This is a genomic window from Roseivirga spongicola (genome assembly GCF_034376045.1).
In the GTDB taxonomy this organism is placed as follows: Bacteria; Bacteroidota; Bacteroidia; order Cytophagales; family Cyclobacteriaceae; genus Roseivirga; species Roseivirga spongicola.
On record NZ_CP139724.1, the window covers coordinates 2,666,856 to 2,684,577 of the forward strand.

15 protein-coding genes are annotated in these 17,722 nt (G+C 39.8%); 5 read left to right on the top strand and 10 right to left on the bottom strand.

Going from position 1 to position 17,722, the window contains the following annotated elements; all coding sequences use genetic code 11:
* The first annotated feature begins 60 nt into the window (after positions 1-60).
* Positions 61-1,146: a non-hydrolyzing UDP-N-acetylglucosamine 2-epimerase gene (gene wecB / locus T7867_RS11860; RefSeq protein WP_068224842.1), complete on the top strand. Its 1,086-nt coding sequence runs from the start codon at positions 61-63 to the stop codon at positions 1,144-1,146.
* Here wecB and T7867_RS11865 read toward each other — a convergent pair.
* Positions 1,143-3,596: a YfhO family protein gene (locus T7867_RS11865; RefSeq protein WP_068224844.1), complete on the bottom strand. Its 2,454-nt coding sequence runs from the start codon at positions 3,594-3,596 to the stop codon at positions 1,143-1,145. The genes wecB and T7867_RS11865 overlap by 4 nt on opposite strands.
* 142 nt (positions 3,597-3,738) lie before the next feature.
* Here T7867_RS11865 and ffh point away from each other — a divergent pair, with 142 nt between their 5' ends.
* Positions 3,739-5,073 carry a signal recognition particle protein gene (gene ffh, locus T7867_RS11870; RefSeq protein WP_068224846.1) on the top strand — a complete coding sequence of 445 codons (1,335 nt, stop codon included), beginning with the start codon at positions 3,739-3,741 and terminating at the stop codon, positions 5,071-5,073.
* Positions 5,074-5,547: 474 nt separating this feature from the next.
* Here ffh and T7867_RS11875 read toward each other — a convergent pair whose 3' ends face one another.
* From T7867_RS11875 to hisS, 8 genes are all read right to left on the bottom strand, one after another.
* Positions 5,548-6,285 carry a hypothetical protein gene (locus T7867_RS11875; RefSeq protein WP_068224848.1) on the bottom strand — a complete coding sequence of 246 codons (738 nt, stop codon included), beginning with the start codon at positions 6,283-6,285 and terminating at the stop codon, positions 5,548-5,550.
* Positions 6,286-6,341: 56 nt separating this feature from the next.
* A complete protein-coding gene (locus T7867_RS11880; protein WP_068224850.1) occupies positions 6,342-6,839 on the bottom strand; it encodes a nucleoside/nucleotide kinase family protein in 498 nt (165 codons plus the stop codon).
* A gap of 53 nt (positions 6,840-6,892) precedes the next feature.
* A complete protein-coding gene (locus T7867_RS11885) occupies positions 6,893-7,870 on the bottom strand; it encodes a pyruvate dehydrogenase complex E1 component subunit beta (protein ID WP_068224852.1) in 978 nt (325 codons plus the stop codon).
* 129 nt (positions 7,871-7,999) lie between these two features.
* Positions 8,000-9,793: a tetratricopeptide repeat protein gene (locus tag T7867_RS11890; RefSeq protein ID WP_068224854.1), complete on the bottom strand. Its 1,794-nt coding sequence runs from the start codon at positions 9,791-9,793 to the stop codon at positions 8,000-8,002.
* A gap of 348 nt (positions 9,794-10,141) precedes the next feature.
* Positions 10,142-11,143 (bottom strand): glycosyltransferase family 2 protein, encoded by a 1,002-nt coding sequence (locus tag T7867_RS11895; protein WP_068224857.1) that lies wholly within the window; start codon positions 11,141-11,143, stop codon positions 10,142-10,144.
* A complete protein-coding gene (locus tag T7867_RS11900) occupies positions 11,143-11,475 on the bottom strand; it encodes a YbaB/EbfC family nucleoid-associated protein (RefSeq protein WP_068224859.1) in 333 nt (110 codons plus the stop codon). The genes T7867_RS11895 and T7867_RS11900 overlap by 1 nt, the downstream gene beginning before the upstream one ends.
* A gap of 22 nt (positions 11,476-11,497) precedes the next feature.
* Positions 11,498-13,231, bottom strand: coding sequence for a gliding motility-associated C-terminal domain-containing protein (locus T7867_RS11905; RefSeq protein WP_068224861.1), 1,734 nt, complete (start codon positions 13,229-13,231; stop codon positions 11,498-11,500).
* Positions 13,232-13,284: 53 nt separating this feature from the next.
* Entirely contained in the window at positions 13,285-14,658 is a 1,374-nt protein-coding gene (gene hisS / locus T7867_RS11910; protein ID WP_068224863.1) for a histidine--tRNA ligase, read from the bottom strand.
* A 158-nt stretch (positions 14,659-14,816) separates the two neighbouring features.
* Between hisS and T7867_RS11915 the strand changes: the two genes are divergently transcribed.
* Positions 14,817-15,113 carry a hypothetical protein gene (locus T7867_RS11915; protein WP_068224865.1) on the top strand — a complete coding sequence of 99 codons (297 nt, stop codon included), beginning with the start codon at positions 14,817-14,819 and terminating at the stop codon, positions 15,111-15,113.
* Positions 15,114-15,161: 48 nt separating this feature from the next.
* On the opposite strand, the gene T7867_RS11920 is transcribed toward T7867_RS11915, so the two are convergent.
* On the bottom strand, positions 15,162-15,662 hold the full coding sequence (locus T7867_RS11920; protein ID WP_068224867.1) for a metallophosphoesterase family protein: 501 nt from the start codon (positions 15,660-15,662) through the stop codon (positions 15,162-15,164).
* A 178-nt stretch (positions 15,663-15,840) separates the two neighbouring features.
* On the opposite strand from T7867_RS11920, the gene T7867_RS11925 reads away from it, so the two are divergent.
* Both T7867_RS11925 and T7867_RS11930 read left to right on the top strand, forming a co-directional pair.
* Entirely contained in the window at positions 15,841-17,250 is a 1,410-nt protein-coding gene (locus tag T7867_RS11925; RefSeq protein WP_157717725.1) for an OmpA family protein, read from the top strand.
* Between the two features lie 158 nt (positions 17,251-17,408).
* Positions 17,409-17,711: an ArsR/SmtB family transcription factor gene (locus T7867_RS11930; RefSeq protein ID WP_068224871.1), complete on the top strand. Its 303-nt coding sequence runs from the start codon at positions 17,409-17,411 to the stop codon at positions 17,709-17,711.
* The last annotated feature ends 11 nt before the right edge of the window (positions 17,712-17,722 follow it).

The following is a 17,722-nucleotide window of genomic DNA, read 5'->3' on the forward strand; positions in this document are numbered from 1 at the left end:
TTATAAGGAGCAACTTTTATTATTGGAAAGAGAGCTCTTTTTTTACACAAAACTTGCTGTATGCATATAACTATCGTTGCCGGAACCAGGCCTAACTTCGTTAAAGTTTCTCCAATCATTCACGCTATTAAAGATTATGAAAAGAAACATCAGGTTGGTTTAGAATACACTTTAGTGCATACAGGTCAGCATTATGACGATAAAATGAGCGGTAGCTTTTTTACCGATCTGAATATTCCTCAGCCAGATGTCAATCTCAGTGTTGGTTCGTGTTCACATTCTGAACAAACAGCTAGAATTATGGTGGCTTTCGAGAAACATTTGCTCGAAAATAGGACTGACTGTGTTTTAGTAGTAGGAGATGTTAACTCTACCATGGCTTGTGCTGTGGTAACAAAGAAGCTTAACCTAAAATTAGTTCACGTTGAAGGGGGACTAAGGTCATTAGATAGATCAATGCCGGAAGAAATTAATAGACTTCTTACCGACTCAGTTACTGACTATTTTTTCACTACTACCCAAGAGGCAGATGAAAACCTTCTGAAGGAAGGGATTGAGAAAGAACGAATTTTTCTTGTTGGAAACGTTATGATAGACAGCCTAGTCAAATCACTAGAAAAGACAAGGTTTCCGAATGTGTTGAAGGGTGAAGATTTGGAGAATTATTTCTTGTTAACGTTGCACAGACCTTCCAACGTAGATGATGCTGTTAAGCTTAATACTTTTCTAAAAACTATAGATAAAGCAGCTGGTGAGGCTAAAGTTGTGTTTCCTGTTCACCCAAGAACAGAATCTAAGATAACTGATAAAGGAGACTACCAGAATATTTTATTTATACCACCACTGCCGTATCTGGAGTTTCTAGACATGATGAAAAAATCTGTTGGTGTAGTCACAGATTCTGGAGGAATTCAGGAGGAAACTACATTCTTAAAGATTCCATGTGTTACACTTCGAGAAAACACAGAACGCCCAGAGACTATACACATAGGCACTAATGAACTCATTGGTGAGAACCTGAACCTGTTGACCTCTTCTATTGAGAAGATATCAATAGGAGAATGGAAAAAAGGTTCAATTCCTACTTTTTGGGATGGTAAAGCATCTAATAGAATTGTCAGTAAACTAGTAGAGCTCCTGTCTTAGAGTGCGGATTCCTTTCTAACAGATAGGTATACAGCACCTAAAAAGCACAGAATTACAAGTATTGAGAAAACGGTCATTATACCACTTCCCACTTTGTAAATCTTCGGTTCAAAGCTAAATTCAATGGTGTGGTTACCGGCAGGGATTGCAAGTGCTCTCAGAATATAGTTTGCTCTAAGCATATCTACTTCTTCTCCATCTATTGTTACTTTAAAACCTTTAGGGTAGTGCACCTCCGAGAACACAGCAAAGCCATCTCCAGTATTGGACGACTCGTATTTCCAGTATCCAGGATGATATTCCGTAAGCTCAATCGTTCCATCGGTTGAGGTGCCAATGCCTTGAGGAACTTCTCTTTGATTAACGATAGCAGTTGTGGCAGGGGTTCTAAGCGTTTTAGTTTCATTGAACTCACCATCGGCATCGTTAACGTAGTTAATATTTCCTACAAACCATGCAGAACCAAGTGCTCTAGGGTTGATCATTGCATCTTGTGCACCAGGCTCAATCACATACTTCGTATTCAGCATGTTGAGCATTGGAGTACTAGAAAAATCTGGTATTGAGCCTTTGCCCATATCCTGAGCAACAGCGCTGAATTCAGGTAAAATAGCATTGTCAATAAGCTCCTGATATCTTCTAATTCTGGCTCCATGATATCCATTTACTAGATGGTGATGATAAGATGAAGTGGCATTATAGAATGAGCCATTCATGTCGATCACTCTATCACCAAGCGCCTTGTTTTGTGTGATAAATCTGTCGGCTTGAGTAAATGCAAAAGCGTTCGATTTATAGGTTTTGCTATAGTTGGAATCAGAAATGAATCTATTGCTGACAATGACTATTTCAGCTATACCAATAGCAATGAGAGAAAGATAAAGCACGGTTTTCTTAACCGAACCAATTCTATTGAGGTAAATGGTCAAGGCAAAAATGGCTATGAACCCGAATGCCCTTAAAGCATCTGCGGAGAATAGAGATTTACGGTCGGCTTTAAATGCTCTTAGTAATTCTGGTGGTAGTTGAGACTGGCTGTCGTAAGGGCCTCTAAAGCTGAAAGTGCCTGCAAATATTGATAGTAACAAAGCAAGTCCTGCTGTTGAACCCAAAGCGATTAAGAATTTCTTTTTGGTGTCTTTGTCCCACTTCAGTTCAAATAGCTTTTGTAAGCCCATCATTCCTAAGAGTGAAATGGAGGAAATTGGCATAACCATGGTGAAGGTCACCGACCTGAACTTATTGTAGCCTGGGAAGTAATGGAACATGATGTCGTTGAACCATGCCATATTTCTACCATAGCTTAGGATGATACCCAGAACCGCCACGGCAACTAGCCAGATTACATATTTTCTTTCTACCAGTATGCAGCCTAAAACAAACAGGAATACCATAATAGCACCTGCATAATATGTTGTTGGAGTTTCTTGCCCCCAATATGGTCTAAACCTTGGGTCTCGACTTAATAGTTGATTTAGCTGTTGGTTGTTTACTCCATTGTTTCTTAAAAACTGAACAGTTTCTGAGTCACTTGGGTAGGTGCCATTTCCTCCCAAAGCATTAGGGATGAATAAAGTGAAAGGATCCCAAATACCATTTGAGTATTGAAAGGCGTAAGAAGATGAAAGTCCATCGGCATTCATTTCATCATCTACTTGTTGACTCAGCTCGGAAGCTCCTCTGTTGGAATACTTTCCGTATTCATAAGTAGCATAAAACTCTCCAAAGAAGGTCCCTATGGCCATTACTGCCGCTATTACTAACAAGCCAAGACGCTGAGAAAAGTCTTTGATTGTACCGCCTTTGTAAGCATAAATAAGTTGAAGAAGTCCGTAGATGCCTATGATGAAAGCTAGGTAATAAGTGATCTGAAGGTGATTTACCCTCAATTGCATGGCAAGTGCTAGAGCGGTTAAACTCGCGCCTAAATATTTATTTCTTGTGAAGCAAAGGTGAATTCCACCCATTACCAAAGGCATAAAGGAGACAGCTGAAATTCTGGCGTTATGCCCAGCGGTAAGGCCAATAATATTGTATGAAGATAAACCGAAAGCTACAGAACCGATAAGCGCTAAATACGGATTTACCCTAAAACAAAGAAGCATAATGTAGAAGGACAGCATGCTAACGAAAATGATTCTCACTGGGTGGGGAAGGCCTAATGAAAAAAGTGCATGAGTGTGCTTAATCAACTGATTCCCCCATTTTACGCTAATCAGATAGGCTGGCATTCCTCCGAAAATTGAATTAGTCCAAAGGCCTTCTTCGCCTGTTTCTGCTCTGTACTCCATCAATTCATGAGCACTAGCTTCCCACTGAACTATATCGCTTTGGGCTAAACTCTGATCATCGAAAAAGACCGGGTTAAAAAATGAAACGGTAATAATCAGGAAAATAATAACGGCAATCAGGTGCGGTAAAACATCCTGAGAAAAGTTGATCTTCTTCATTCGGTTAGTTCAGTTTGGGGCACAATATCCTCATTAAGGACACTAATACAAAAGTATATGATTCGATTTATGGAGCTAAGTCTTTTCAACGGCTTTTTATGCAGGGAAAAATGGCTATTTTTGCAAGCCAAAAGTTAAAAGCATGTTTGAAAATTTAAGCGGGAAGTTAGATAGAGCTTTTAAGACTCTTAAAGGACAAGGGTCAATCACCGAAATCAACGTAGCAACAACAGTTAAGGAAATCAGAAGAGCCTTAATCGATGCGGATGTTAACTATAAGGTTGCCAAAGATGTGACCGATAAAATCAAAGAAGAGGCCCTTGGTCGCGATGTATTGATTTCAGTTAGCCCTGGTCAGTTGTTGATCAAGATTGTAAACGAAGAGCTTACCCAGATGATGGGTGGGCAAAAGGTAGATATGACCCTTCAGGGAGACCCTGCCGTTGTGCTTATCTCTGGTTTGCAAGGTTCTGGTAAAACTACTTTCTCTGGAAAGTTAGCCAGAATGCTCAAGTCTCAGGGCCGTCAGGTATTACTGACTGCCTGTGATATTTACCGCCCAGCTGCGATTGACCAATTGAAAGTGCTCGGTGAGCAAATTGGTGTGGAGGTTTATGCTGAACCTGAAAACAAGAACGCAGAAGAAATTGCCAATAACGCCATCAAACATGCAAAGGCTACTGGTAAGAAAATTGTAATTGTCGATACTGCTGGTCGTTTAGCGGTAGACGAGCAAATGATGCAAGAGATTGAAGGTTTGAAGAAAGCCCTTAATCCTTCTGAGACGTTGTTTGTGGTTGACTCAATGACTGGTCAGGATGCAGTGAACACTGCTAAGACCTTCAACGAAAGACTCGATTTCGATGGAGTGGTGCTAACTAAACTCGATGGTGATACCCGAGGTGGTGCAGCTCTTTCTATCAGAACCGTTGTAGATAAGCCAATCAAGTTTATTTCGACTGGCGAGAAAATGGAAGCTATCGATGTCTTCCACCCAGATCGTATGGCCAACAGAATCCTAGGAATGGGTGATGTTGTGTCATTGGTTGAAAAGGCTCAGCAGAACTTTGATGAAGAGGAAGCTAAGAAGCTGAATAAGAAGATTCGCCAGAATAAGTTCGACTTTGACGATTTCCTTTCTCAGCTAGATCAGATCAAGAAAATGGGTAACCTGAAAGACTTGATGGGTATGATTCCTGGTATGGGCAAAGCCTTGAAAGGTTTGGACATAGATGATGATTCATTTAAGCCAATCGAAGCTATTATCCGCTCTATGACCAAAGAGGAGAGAGCGAACCCTGAATTAATGAATGGTAGCCGTAGAAAGCGTATTGCTGATGGTTCTGGAACTTCTATTCAAGAAGTAAACAACCTTATGAAGCAGTTTGGCGATATGCGTAAAATGATGAAGATGATGAACAAGGTTGGTGGTAAACGAGCCATGCAGAGCCTTGCTCAGATGGGGGGAAGAAGATAGTCTGAAAGCTAAAGTTAGTATCTTCACCAACGTGTTCTTGCTTTGGGTGAGGGTACCCAAAGTGGCCAACTAATCCTCTAATAATTTTACAGCTCCTAAAGAAATAGCTAGTCCTCGTTCGCAACGAGGACTTTTTTATTTCAAGCCTTATAAATATCGATTAGGATAAGAATGGATGTTCTGAGCTGCTATGCGAGGAGAATGATAGTGTAAGTTAGCAAAACGATCATTATTGCTCCAATGAGAATATTGGAAAGTCCGATCAAAAAGCCCTCAGGAGTACCACTGGATTTCCGATCTAAGATGTCCTTGAATGAAGGAGGAGGACTTTTTTTAAACAAATGGAAAAACCTAAATAACACCCATTTGACCGAGGCACCCAAGTATTCAAGTAAAACTGATCCAAAATACTCTTCCAAGATAAATTTCTTTTGATATTAACAAACGTGAGTATCAATGAATACTTTAAGACACCTATTGCTCCTCAGCTGGTTTAGCCACTAACCCTCTGGCTTCTTTGTAAGATTCCCACTTCACCCAAGCTAACTGATTGTCATAGTCATAGCTTTGAAAGGTGAGTTTGAAGCGGTGCCTTTTATCATCGAAGTACCGGATGTCATCGGCTGCAATGGTCTTAGTGCTATCTGCTTTTTTATTCACTATATATTCAATGTCGGTTTCGCCTCTTTTCCAACGAAGGGTGTAGTAGTCTAAGTTTTCATTGATGCGGTATTTGCCATCATCCTTTATTAACACCTTTTCAGTTTCTAATAGCTTCTTGTTGTGGTAGTCGTTAATGTAGATTTTAGCTGCTCCGTATTTGTTTAGGAATTCATGCGATTTATCTTCTCTCAAATAGGCCTGAATTTTCACCAAAAGGCTATCTATAAAGTAAAGGTTAATGTCATCGATGAAGTAAGATTCAGCTAAATAATCGATCCGGTTGAGTCTGTAGATGGTAAAGTCATCTGTGTAGAATTCACCATAGTGCTTAAAGACTCGTAGGTCTATATCTTTCATATGCTGATTAAGCTGTAACGAACCAAACTGGAACTGATAGTTGGGCATATCGGCATACACTCTAGTTCTCGGCTGATCAACCTCTTGAACAACTTCCGGAATTGTTTCTAGTTGCTCAGGTTCCTTTTGAGGTGCAGAGCATGAAATGACGAGTAAGAATAACAGAGTGAGGGCGGAAAGTGCTTTTTTCAAAACTAAGTCTTTCGTTAAAGAAAGAGCTTATGTCTCGGATTTGCAAGCGATGAGATTTAATTTCTACCGAGTCTCCCTAAAATTGTAGTTAATGGACTATTTATTTCAGTAAGTTCAAAATCTACATTAATGCTGTGCGGATTATGGTTCTTAAGATGTGAATGCCAAACGTGTTCTATAAACCATACTGGTTCATATCCCCAGCGTGTCTCTTCCTTTCTACGCTTTACAAACTCTTCTTTACCGATAGAAAGTAAAATGGTTAGGTCGGCCTCTCTAACTAGGCTCTCATCACTCAAAGCGAATATCCCTTCGGCAATAACGTATTCGTGCTTCTCCTTAGCCTGGCCTATTGCTTCTTTCCACTCCGTCCAGTCTATAGATTCTGGAGTTTCCCAGTCAACTCTATCTTTGATGGTTGGTATTTCTGACTCTGGTTTTACAAACTCATCCTGATCCAGATGCTTGGCATTCTTGAGTTGAGCGCACAATCTTTTAGCTAGAGATGATTTCCCTGACCTGCTTACTCCAGCAATAAGAACTAATTGACTCATAATAAAAAAGCCCTGACGTTTCCATCAAGGCTTCAATTTAATGCTTTATAAAACTACTTGTACATTACTGAATCAACGGCCTCAAGGGTTCTCTTCACATTAGGAAGAATGGCGTCAATCAGGGTAGGAGCGTAAGGCAAAGGAAGGTCCATGCTGTTCACTCTTTTCACAGGAGCATCTAGGTAGTCGAATGCATCTTTCTGAATGTTGAAGGCAATGTCAGCTGAAATGGAAGCTAGTGGCCAAGCTTCTTCAACAACAACAAGTCTATTGGTTTTCTTCACCGATTCTACAATTGTTTTGTAGTCTAGTGGTCTTACTGATCTAAGGTCAATAACCTCAGCATTTACACCATTTTTGGAAAGTTCTTCAGCAGCTTCATTAACTACTTTCATCATTTTACCGAAAGAAACTAGAGTAACGTCAGAGCCTTCTTTTACAATGTGAGCCTGACCAATTGGTAGTAAATATTCTCCTTCAGGAACTTCGCCTTTATCTCCATACATTAATTCAGACTCCATGAAGATTACAGGGTCATTATCTCTAATGGAAGACTTTAGAAGTCCTTTTGCGTCATAGGGATTTGATGGAACAACCACTTTCAAACCTGGAGTATTAGCATACCAGTTCTCGAAGTTTTGCGAGTGCTGAGAGCTCAACATTCCAGCGTTACCAGTTGGGCCTCTAAATACCATTGGCATTGGAAACTGACCTCCAGACATCGACATCATTTTAGCAGCTGAGTTGATCACCTGATCAATAGCTACTAATGAGAAGTTGAACGTCATGAATTCGATAATAGGACGAAGGCCGTTCATTGCTGCGCCAACACCAATTCCTGCAAAACCTAATTCGGCAATAGGAGTGTCTATCACTCTTTCAGCTCCGAACTCATCGAGCATGCCCTGGCTCACTTTATATGCACCATTATACTCTGCAACTTCTTCACCCATGAGGAAGATTTTCTCATCTCTTCTCATTTCTTCCGACATGGCTTCTCTTAGGGCTTCTCTGAATTGTATTTCTCTCATCGAACTCTTTTTAAACGGCCGTAAAAATAATCAATCAGGGTTCAAATCCCAACATAGATTCTGTTTTGAATTGGCATAAAAAAAGCCTCCGGTTTGTACCAGAGGCTTCACTATTAAAATATGGTTTTCTTAGTTAATCAAGTCCATGAAGGCTTGAGAACCAGTGTATTGTCTGAATTCTAGATCGGTTGCAGCTTTAGACTTTAATGAAGAATCGGCATTGATAGCATTTCTTAGGTGCTCAATTACCTTGTTTTCATTGTCTTGACGAGCAGCAGCTACAGCAGCAGCATAGTGTGCCATAACGTAACCTCTATCGCTACTAATTACGCTTTCTAGAGTAGACTGAGCATTTCTGAAGTCTTTTCTTAGTAACTGAACTAAACCTTTGTTGAATTGATCTACAGATCTGTTGGTAGCTCTGTTCAAAGAAGCAATAGCTAAATCGTAACGGCCAACTCTAGTTTCTACATATCCTTTAGCACCATTAACGCCTTGGCTTACTTCGTTACCTGGGTTCATTGCAACAGCTTTAGTTAAAGCATCGTGTGCACCCCAAAGGTTTTCTTGCATTGCCAGAGCCATACCCATGTTAGCTTGAGCATAAACATTGGCTTGTTTCTGGTTTGAGATATTGAAATGGTTCAACGCAGTTTTAACGTGGTTAGTCATTTCTCTACCTGAAGTTTGCATAGCCATTTGCAAGTGAACAGCACCTAAGTTGTTATGTACAACGTAAGTATCGTTTTTCTTAGCGGCAGCTTCGTAAATCTTCTGCTTCTCAGTCAATGAAGGGTTGTTAGCAGCGGCATAAAGCATTTCTTCTAAAGAAAGCGCATCAGCAGATGCAGAACCGTTAGCAATTTGAGTAGCAAGAGTAGCAATTTCAGTTCTAGCTTTCTTAGGCTTAACTGTTAATACTTCTGTTTTAGCTGTTCTCAACTGAGGGTAGATGTCAGTGAAAACTTTGTTGTAAGTGCTAAGCGTCTGAAGTTGTTTTTCTTTCTGCTCGAAAGAACCTGTACCGTTGATGATGTTAGTCCACTCAGACTTTTGAGCAGAAGTGATACCATTATAGCTAGCAAGCATGTTTTTTAGGCCAGTCCAATCCTGAACGATAGGCTTCTGGATGAATCTGATTTGGCTAGCCATGTTTTGGTAGTCATACTGATCCATCTTTTCTCTGTACCATGCTTCAATAGCAGCAGCTCTTTCTCTTGAAAGCTCAGAGTTGAATGTTTCTTTACCTTCTGGAGAGTGAGTACCTGTGATAGTAACAGTTCTTGTAACATTTTTCTCTGCAATGAATGCAGCGAATTTTTCACCTCTATCACTGTTTTTCTCAGAAGTTTTGAAAACAGATCTTCCTTGGTCGAAGAAGAACTCAACATTAGTTGGGATCAATTCTTCTTGGTCGTTGTAACCGTGAGGAGCGTAAGAAGCATAGTAAGAAGGCTGTACAAGTTTAGAAGTAGTAATTACTCCATCGGCAATGCCTAATCTTTCAGTTTCTAGGAAGTTGCCATTCTTTGGGTTCAAAGCTTTACCTTGAACTTGAAGGCTACCTCTGTTCATTCCATCAACATAAGGGAACATGTAAGTTTCAGTGATAGATGGTTGCTCAGTAGCAGAATTAGGGTAGTCTACTTCTCTGAATTGAACAGTTTTTAACTGACGCTCTTGCGTTCCGTAAGTATAGAAAGTGTTGATTTGATATACTTTTTTCGGCTTGAGCATTTTCACCGGAAGTTTGGCAGACATCTCAAATTTTACAGTATCTGCGTGTACTTCAAGAGGACTTGGAGTAACTGTCAACTGTTGGTCTTTAGCCATTTTCTTCATCTTGCTCAAGGCACAACCCGAAAGGGTAAAAACGGCCACTAGAGCAAATAGAAAAAACTTTTTAGCAGTTTGGGTTTTCATAAGAATTTTGATTGTTTTCGTCTGTTTAAGCCTGATTTAGCAGGCTGCAAGTTTAATAATTTTTTAGTACTTTCCGATTTCACCTATGAGAAATTGTTTCTAAATTCGGACATCTTTTAGCGAAATGGAAAGAATTCAGCAGTTTTTTGAGAATCAAGCCTTTGGCGTTTGCACTAAACTTGGTGAGAAGCTAAATCTTTCAACTTCTAGCATCAGACTTTTCTTCATTTACGCCTCGTTTTTAACCTTCGGTTCGCCTCTAATTGTTTATTTAGGTCTAGCTTATGTAATTAATATTCGCAAACACCTAAGAAGGAGACAGAACCCGGTTTGGTATAATTGATCTGATTAGAGTTGATCAAAGGTTTTCTTACCTTTTACAAAGTACTGCCAAGCTATGAACCCTTTGTAATACGGAATGTTTTTTCCGGGTGAAGGGGCTTTTATTCTTTTTTTCCAAGTCTTCGGTAAATTCACTAGCGTGCTTAAATGTGCATGAAGAATGGCTATTCCATGTTGAGGACCACTTTGCAAGGAAAATTTGAGTAATGCAGACCAATCTAGAAGTATTCTTAATGGCAACTTCCAAAGCAGGGCTAAAGCACTTTCGTTCTTTATTATCAAGCTTAATCCGTTTCTGAAATTAAGGTAAGTTTTTTTCGGCTTCGACTTGTTAAGTGTACCACCGCCTAGGTGGAAAATAGTGCTGTCTGGACAGTAAACTACTCTGCCTCCTGAGTTCCAAATTCGCCAACAAAGGTCTATTTCTTCCATGTGGGCGAAAAAGTCTGAATCAAGACCCCCTAGTTCTAGATAGGTGTTTCTATGGATAAATAAACAGCTGCCAGAAGCCCAGAAAATACTTCTAGAATCTGGATATTGGTTCTGGTCTTCTTCTAGGGTTTCGAATATTCTGCCCCGGCAAAAGGGGTACCCCATTAGGTCTAAGAAGCCGCCTGCGGCTCCTGCATATTCAAAACGTGTTTTGTTTTTGTAGTCTAGAATTTTTGGCTGAATGGCTTTAATTTCTTTGTCAGTTTCAGCTAGTTTTAATAGAGGGGCTGTCCAGTTAGAGCTAACTTCTACATCCGTATTTAATAAAACGGTGTATTCTGATTCAATTAAAGGGAGGGCCTTATTGTAACCTTCACAAAACCCATAATTCTGATCAAAACAGATGAGTTTTACTGTTGGGAAGTGCTCCTTAACAAACTGTACAGAATTATCTGAAGAGCCATTGTCAACCACATAGATGCTGTGAGGTTGACTATATTCAACCACAGAAGGTAAAAAAGTTTCTAGGTGATTTCTCCCATTAAAGTTGAGGAGAACAATGGATAGTTTCTCCATTAAAATAAGTTGCCCAAGTCCATGCCAGGGATATTGGGCATAAGCCCATCGGTGCTTTTCTTTATTTCTTCTTTTGCGCGAGCGTCTGCCTTTTCCATAGCATTGTTGATGGCGGCAACGGTCAGGTCTTGTAGCATCTCTTTATCGTCTTTGCTCAGAAGGCTTTCATCGATATCAATTGAGATAACGCTTTTCTTCCCATTAACTACAGCTTTCACCATACCAGCTCCGGCTTCACCAGTTTCTTCTATAAACTCTAGCTTCTCTTGGGCTTCCTTCATCTTGGCTTGCATCTCCTTCACCTTGCCCATCATTTTCATCATATCAAACATAGCTGCTCAATTTTCTCCAAAACTATCGAATTAAAACAAAACTACCCGATTTTGTAATCAGCAGATTGTCTGCATTCTGAAATGAAATCTGATAAAGATAAGTTCCACTTCTTGCGGGTTGGCCCTCATAGTCTCCATTCCATCCTTTGGCAGGATCGGTGCTGTAGTAAATCAGGGTTCCCCACCTGTTGAAGATTGCCATTTTAAAGTTTGCATAAATACCTTCGCTTATCTTGAATTCATCGTTAATCTGATCTCCATTTGGGCTAAAGGCGTTCGGCACTCCCAAAGAGGTAGACAGTACTAAGCAACTTTCTGTAGAAACCTCAGATTGATTCCCACATTCGTCCATATAAGCTATTCTGTAGCAAACTTCACTTGTTCCGCTAGGGATGGTGGTGTCTGTGTAATTCGCAGATGCGGTTCTAAATACTTCTTGAAAATCTGGGCCAGTATCTTTCCTATAAACAATATACTCTCCTAAGGGGAAGTGGGTGGGTGGGAGAGTTAGTTCTACGAGGGAACCTCTAATAGATGCTACATTGGGAGGAGGGGAGGGAAGGAGTATTGAGGTCGACTCAAATGGCTTCATTAAGATGCCTGTTGAGACAATCCCGTCATCAGTTCTTTGGAATTTTACTTCAACTATTGAGTTGCAGTTGTCTAAACTAATGGTAGTACTACTTTGATGAGTATTGTACGAGTTTAATAATGAAGTACCTGAAATTAGGTTGATTTCGGTGAAGTTTTCTTGGAAGGTAGACCATTGAATATCATATGTAAATTGATCTGAGATGTTTTCATTCGTTAATCGAGAGGCAATGGAATAGGCTGTTTTAGAGGTTTGGTTTGATGATCCACAGTCATCGGTGACTAAGAGTTGAAAAGCGTAAGGAGATTGAGAAAAATTGAAGCCAGGATCTTCGAAGGTGAATTCCTCATTGTAAGTATTAGGATTAATCTGAGCGACTGACCTTAGCCCAGTTCCATCGTTGGCTAGTAGTTCGTATTTTAATCCTTTGGCTAATCGATTGTAGGTGAGGTTGATTTTTGAGCCATCTAGAACTTCCAGTGAGGTGATTTCTGGAGTAGGAAGAGTCTGAAATGCTGAAACAACGTAAGGAGGTGATACGCAGCTAGAGGAAGTGCCGTTATTAAAATGTCCTCTAATGCTAAGATTGTAGCTCCCAGGGTTTGAGAAAGTGTAGGAGTAAGGAGTGTCTCCATTCCAGTTTTGGATGTCAATGGTGTTTCCTGGGCCATCCTGAAAATTGATGCTGTAAAAATCGTATGGGTCACTGTTTTTATCAAAGATCAACTCAAAGCTATTGCCTTGGCAATTATTGACTGTTACGGCAGGTGGGTTAGAATAGTCCAAGACATCTATTCTAATATAATCTACTCTAGGTACCGTTGCTGTTCCTAAAATCTGTATGGCGTAGTATGTACCAGGGGTGTTATAGGTAAAACTGTTATTAGCTGTAAGGGTGCCATTGAAGCAGCTCGGGTCTGTTTTGTAGTTAGGGCATGTGCTGGGATCAATGGTGTTATCAAAAATATACTGCGCAGAACCAATTGTTCCACTAAACTTGTTTTGAATGCTAATGGGAAATGGACCGCACCCAATGATAAAATCTGTTTCAAAATCGCCATCCGTACTTCTATTCTGAGACTTTAGATTATGATGGCAAAGCGTCAAAAAAAAAGTTGCGATTAGGATGCTTGTTAACCTAGAAATGAGTTGTTTTTTGGGCATAGCAATACTCGATAAACGCTAGGCTAGTCTGAAAGTTATATATTAACCAAAGCCTATAGTTCTTCTTGCAAGTTGGTAATAACATCTTCTATTGTGAACATATCTTGATTACCAGTTTCCATATACTTCAAGGTATAACGTTGTTGTTTTATTTCTTCAGAGCCTATTAATAAAACGAATGGTATGCCTTTTTTATCTGCATAGCCTAACTGTTTTTTCATTTTAGCAGGTTCTGGATATACTTCAGAGGCAATGCCCGCATTTCTGAGCTGACAAAGTAACTGAAGGGAGTGTCTTTGAGCTTCTTCATCGAATGGAACAAGCAATACTTTGGAGTATTTGGCTTCGGAAATAGGGAAGAGGTTCAGCTCTTCTAGAGTGTCGTAAATACGATCAATTCCGAAAGAAACGCCAACTCCAGAAATACCCTGCAGTCCAAATACTCCAGTAAGGTTGTCGTAGCGCCCTCCGGCAGTTATAGTGCCCATTTTTACCGTAGTTGGCTTTACTTCATAGATCATTCCGGTGTAATAGGAGAGACCTCTTGCTAATGTAAAGTCTACCGATACTTTGTCTGTTAAAAAGCCCAGAAGGCTAAGGTTGTCAAGTGTCTCTTTAACCTCAGAAATACCATTCTGACCAATTTCTGATGTGCCGAATATCTCTGCAAGCACATCTAATTTGCTTATGTTATGACCAGTTAAAGATAATATAGAGTCTAGCGTTTTTAGGCCAGCTTCATTAACTCCAATGCTTTCTAGTTCTGAAAAGACCTTTTCTTTTCCGATCTTATCCAGCTTGTCTAGTATCACACAGAAACGGCTGAATTCCTCTTTTGCACCGCAAACTTCAGCAATACCCTCGAGCACTTTTCTGTTGCTAATGGCAATTTGGTAAGCATCGAATGTGAGTTTTTTATACACCTCTTGAACCATCGCTAATAGTTCTGCTTCACATACCAGTGAATTAGTGCCTACTATGTCTGCATCGCATTGGTAAAACTCTCTATACCTTCCTTTCTGAGGACGATCGGCCCTCCATACTGGTTGAATCTGGTATCGTTTAAATGGAAAAGTTACTTCCGTTTGATTCATTACTACGTATCGAGCAAACGGAACGGTTAAATCGTATTTAAGACCTTTTTCCGTGATTTTAGGACTTAGCGATTTATATCCTTCGGCATAATCGTCATCATTTACTTTGCTCAAGAAATCTCCTGAGTTCAATACTCTAAACAATAACTGATCTCCTTCATCGCCATACTTGCCTGTCAGTACAGAAAGGTTTTCCATAGCTGGCGTTTCAAGAGGCATAAAGCCATACTTTCTAAATACATCCTTGATAGTATCAATAATGTAATTGCGCTTGAACATCTGTTCTGGACCGAAGTCTCTAGTGCCTTTTGGTAATGAAGGTTTTTGAGCCATATCTCTCAATTTTTGCCAAAACTAGTAAAACCAATCCTTTCATTCGAAAGAATTTGTGCTTCAAAAAGGAAAATTCGAAAGTTTTATTTGTAGAAATATTCGCAAATCAATATTAAACCAGTATCTTTGTGCCCTCATTCAGAAATAAGGTCTTAATCATGGGAGTTACAAGATTAAAGAGAAAAGGCAGAAGAAATAAGCAGAGAGCTGCTGAAAGACAAAATTCAATTAAGCAATTGACGGCTAAGCCAGTTTTGAAAAACGTAGATAAAGAAGAGTTAAAAGCTTCTTTCAAAACTGAGGAGCCTAAAAGAGCTGCTAAAGCAAAGAAAGAGGAAGCTCCTAAGGCTGAGGCTAAAAAGGCTGCTCCAAAAGCTGAGAAAGCAGAAGAGCCAAAAGCTGAAAAGAAAGCTGCTGCTAAGAAAGAGGAGAAAAAAGAAGATTCTGCTGAGTAATCAGTCTAAGATATTGATAGAGAGTCCTGATTTACATCAGGACTTTTTTTATGCTTGAGCTCTTTTGCCAAGTTCAATTACCTCTAGATTTTTTATAGAACCTGCTTCTAAGTCGAAACGAAGGAGTGTTCTCATTTGGTGAAAGCCATGTTTTCCTGCTGCGCCAGGATTCATGTATAGGGTGCCTAGTTCTTGATCCATCATAACTTTTAATATGTGGCTGTGGCCGCAAATGAATAGTTTGGGTTGGTGTTTTTTAATCAGGTCCTTAACTCCTTTTGCATACTTTTTGGGTTTGCCACCAATATGAATCATTAGGGTTTTTACAGATTCATTTTCCATTACCAGAAATTCTGGTAACTCTTTTTGCATTTGATGGCTATCGATGTTGCCGAATACAGCTTGGGTGGGTTTAAAAGACTGAAGTCTTTTGAGTACGTCATTTTCGCCAATGTCTCCCGCATGCCATATTTCATCACAGTTTTTAAAGTGGTGGAAAACTCTTTCATCGAGGTTGCCGTGGGTGTCGGAAATCAATCCAATCTTCATGTGTCCAAGATTGGGAATCTTTTCCGTTCTCAAGACTTATTCCTATTTAAATTTTCATCGTTTCTTAAATTTTATATTGTAAAACTTAGATTTTATTTAATTATATTGCTTTTAAGTGGTTAAGGGAAAGCTTGGCCAATTATTTGACTATTTCGCACACATTAATCAACAACAAGACATGAAAAAACTAGTACTACTTTTTGCGATGGTTGTGGTCGCTTCATCAATGAATGCACAAACCTCAGACGATCCGTGGTGGATCGATATTAACTACTCTAACAATAAGTTCAGCTACCGTTACTACGAGAGTTTATTCGACTTCGGAGATTTAGATAACTCTGGTTTTAGAGTAGGTGTAGATAGATACCTTAATAGCAGTTTGGATGTGGAGTTTGGAACTTCCTATGGCAAGTTGAGCCATGAAGATATTTTTGAAGCTAACGTTTTCGATGTAGACTTAAGGTTGGTCTACAAATTGGCCAATGGGTATTTGCTGAAGGAAGAATCTAAGGTTGCTCCTTTTGTGTTTGCTGGCTATGGCGTTACTTCATTCAGCAATATTCGCGGATTCTACACTCAGTTTGAGGATGGATTAAGAAGTCATATGCCACTTGGTGCTGGTCTAGAATTCAAAGTAACCGAAGGTGCTAGTATTGAAGCTATGGCATCTTACAAAAAGAGCATTGAGCAAGCGCCTAATTACATGCAGTATACTGTAGGTGTTTCTTTCTCTCTTGGAGGTAAAAGAGATTCTGATGGAGATGGTGTTTTAAATAAAGAAGATGCTTGTCCTAACGTTGCGGGCCCAGTTGAAAATAAGGGTTGTCCGTGGCCAGATACTGATGGTGATGGTGTTTTAGATAAAGACGATCAATGTCCTACCGAAGCAGGAACCTTAAATGGATGTCCTGATGCCGATGGTGATGGAATTAAAGATAGCGAAGATGCTTGTCCTAGTGTGGCTGGTATAGCCAAATTTAATGGTTGTCCTGATACTGACGGTGACGGTATTCAAGATTCAGAAGATGAGTGTCCTACAGTTGCAGGTACTTTGAATGGTTGTCCAGACAGAGATGGCGATGGTGTAAAAGATAGTGAAGATGAGTGTCCTTCAGTTGCTGGAACCCTTAATGGTTGTCCAGATAAAGACAAAGACGGTGTTAAAGACAGCGAAGACCAGTGTCCTGAAACGTATGGTTTGGCATCCAATGGTGGTTGCCCAGAAGTGCAAGAAGAGGTTCAGCAGGTTTTGGATCTGGCGGTTAAGAATATCCAGTTCAACTCTGGTAGTGATGTATTGAGGCCTAGCTCTTTTGAGTCATTGAATCAGGTAGTTCAATTAATGAAAGAGAATAACTTCAATATTAAATTGAGTGGTTACACAGATAATACTGGTAATGCGGCTTCCAACTTGGAGCTTTCTAAGAGAAGAGCCAATTCAGTGAAGAAGTATATTGTAGATCAAGGAATTGATGCTTCTAGAATATCTTCGGACGGATATGGAATTGCTAATCCAGTTGCTGATAACAGCACAAGAGAGGGGAGAGCTGCCAATAGAAGAGTTGAGATTGAAATAATCTTCAGATAAGAATAGTCTGGTTTAAAATAATAGGGGCTGGCAAAGATTTTTGCTGGCCTCTTTTCGTTTTACGTTGTAGCTAGGTTTGAAAGAGTGTGCTAAATAATCTGGCTAGTGTTTTTTAATATGAACGTATGTTCATATATTTGATAAACAAACCTATCCTAATGGAAGAGCAACTTGATCATGATAGAGTTGAGAAAATTGCTTTTGTTTTAAAAACAATTGCTCATCCCATGCGTGTCGGCATTATAGATTTGCTGAACGAGCATGAGAAAATGTCTGTAAATGACATTACGGCCTATTTAGGCTTGGAGCAGTCCTTAACTTCCCACCACTTGGCCAATATGAAAATGAAAGGCATCCTCGGTAGTAAGAGAGAGGGGAAGAATATTTTCTATTTCCTAAGAATGAAAGAGGTGGTAGATCTAGTGAAGGTTCTAGAAGGCGTAGATGTAATAGTGTTTTAAATTTCTCTTCT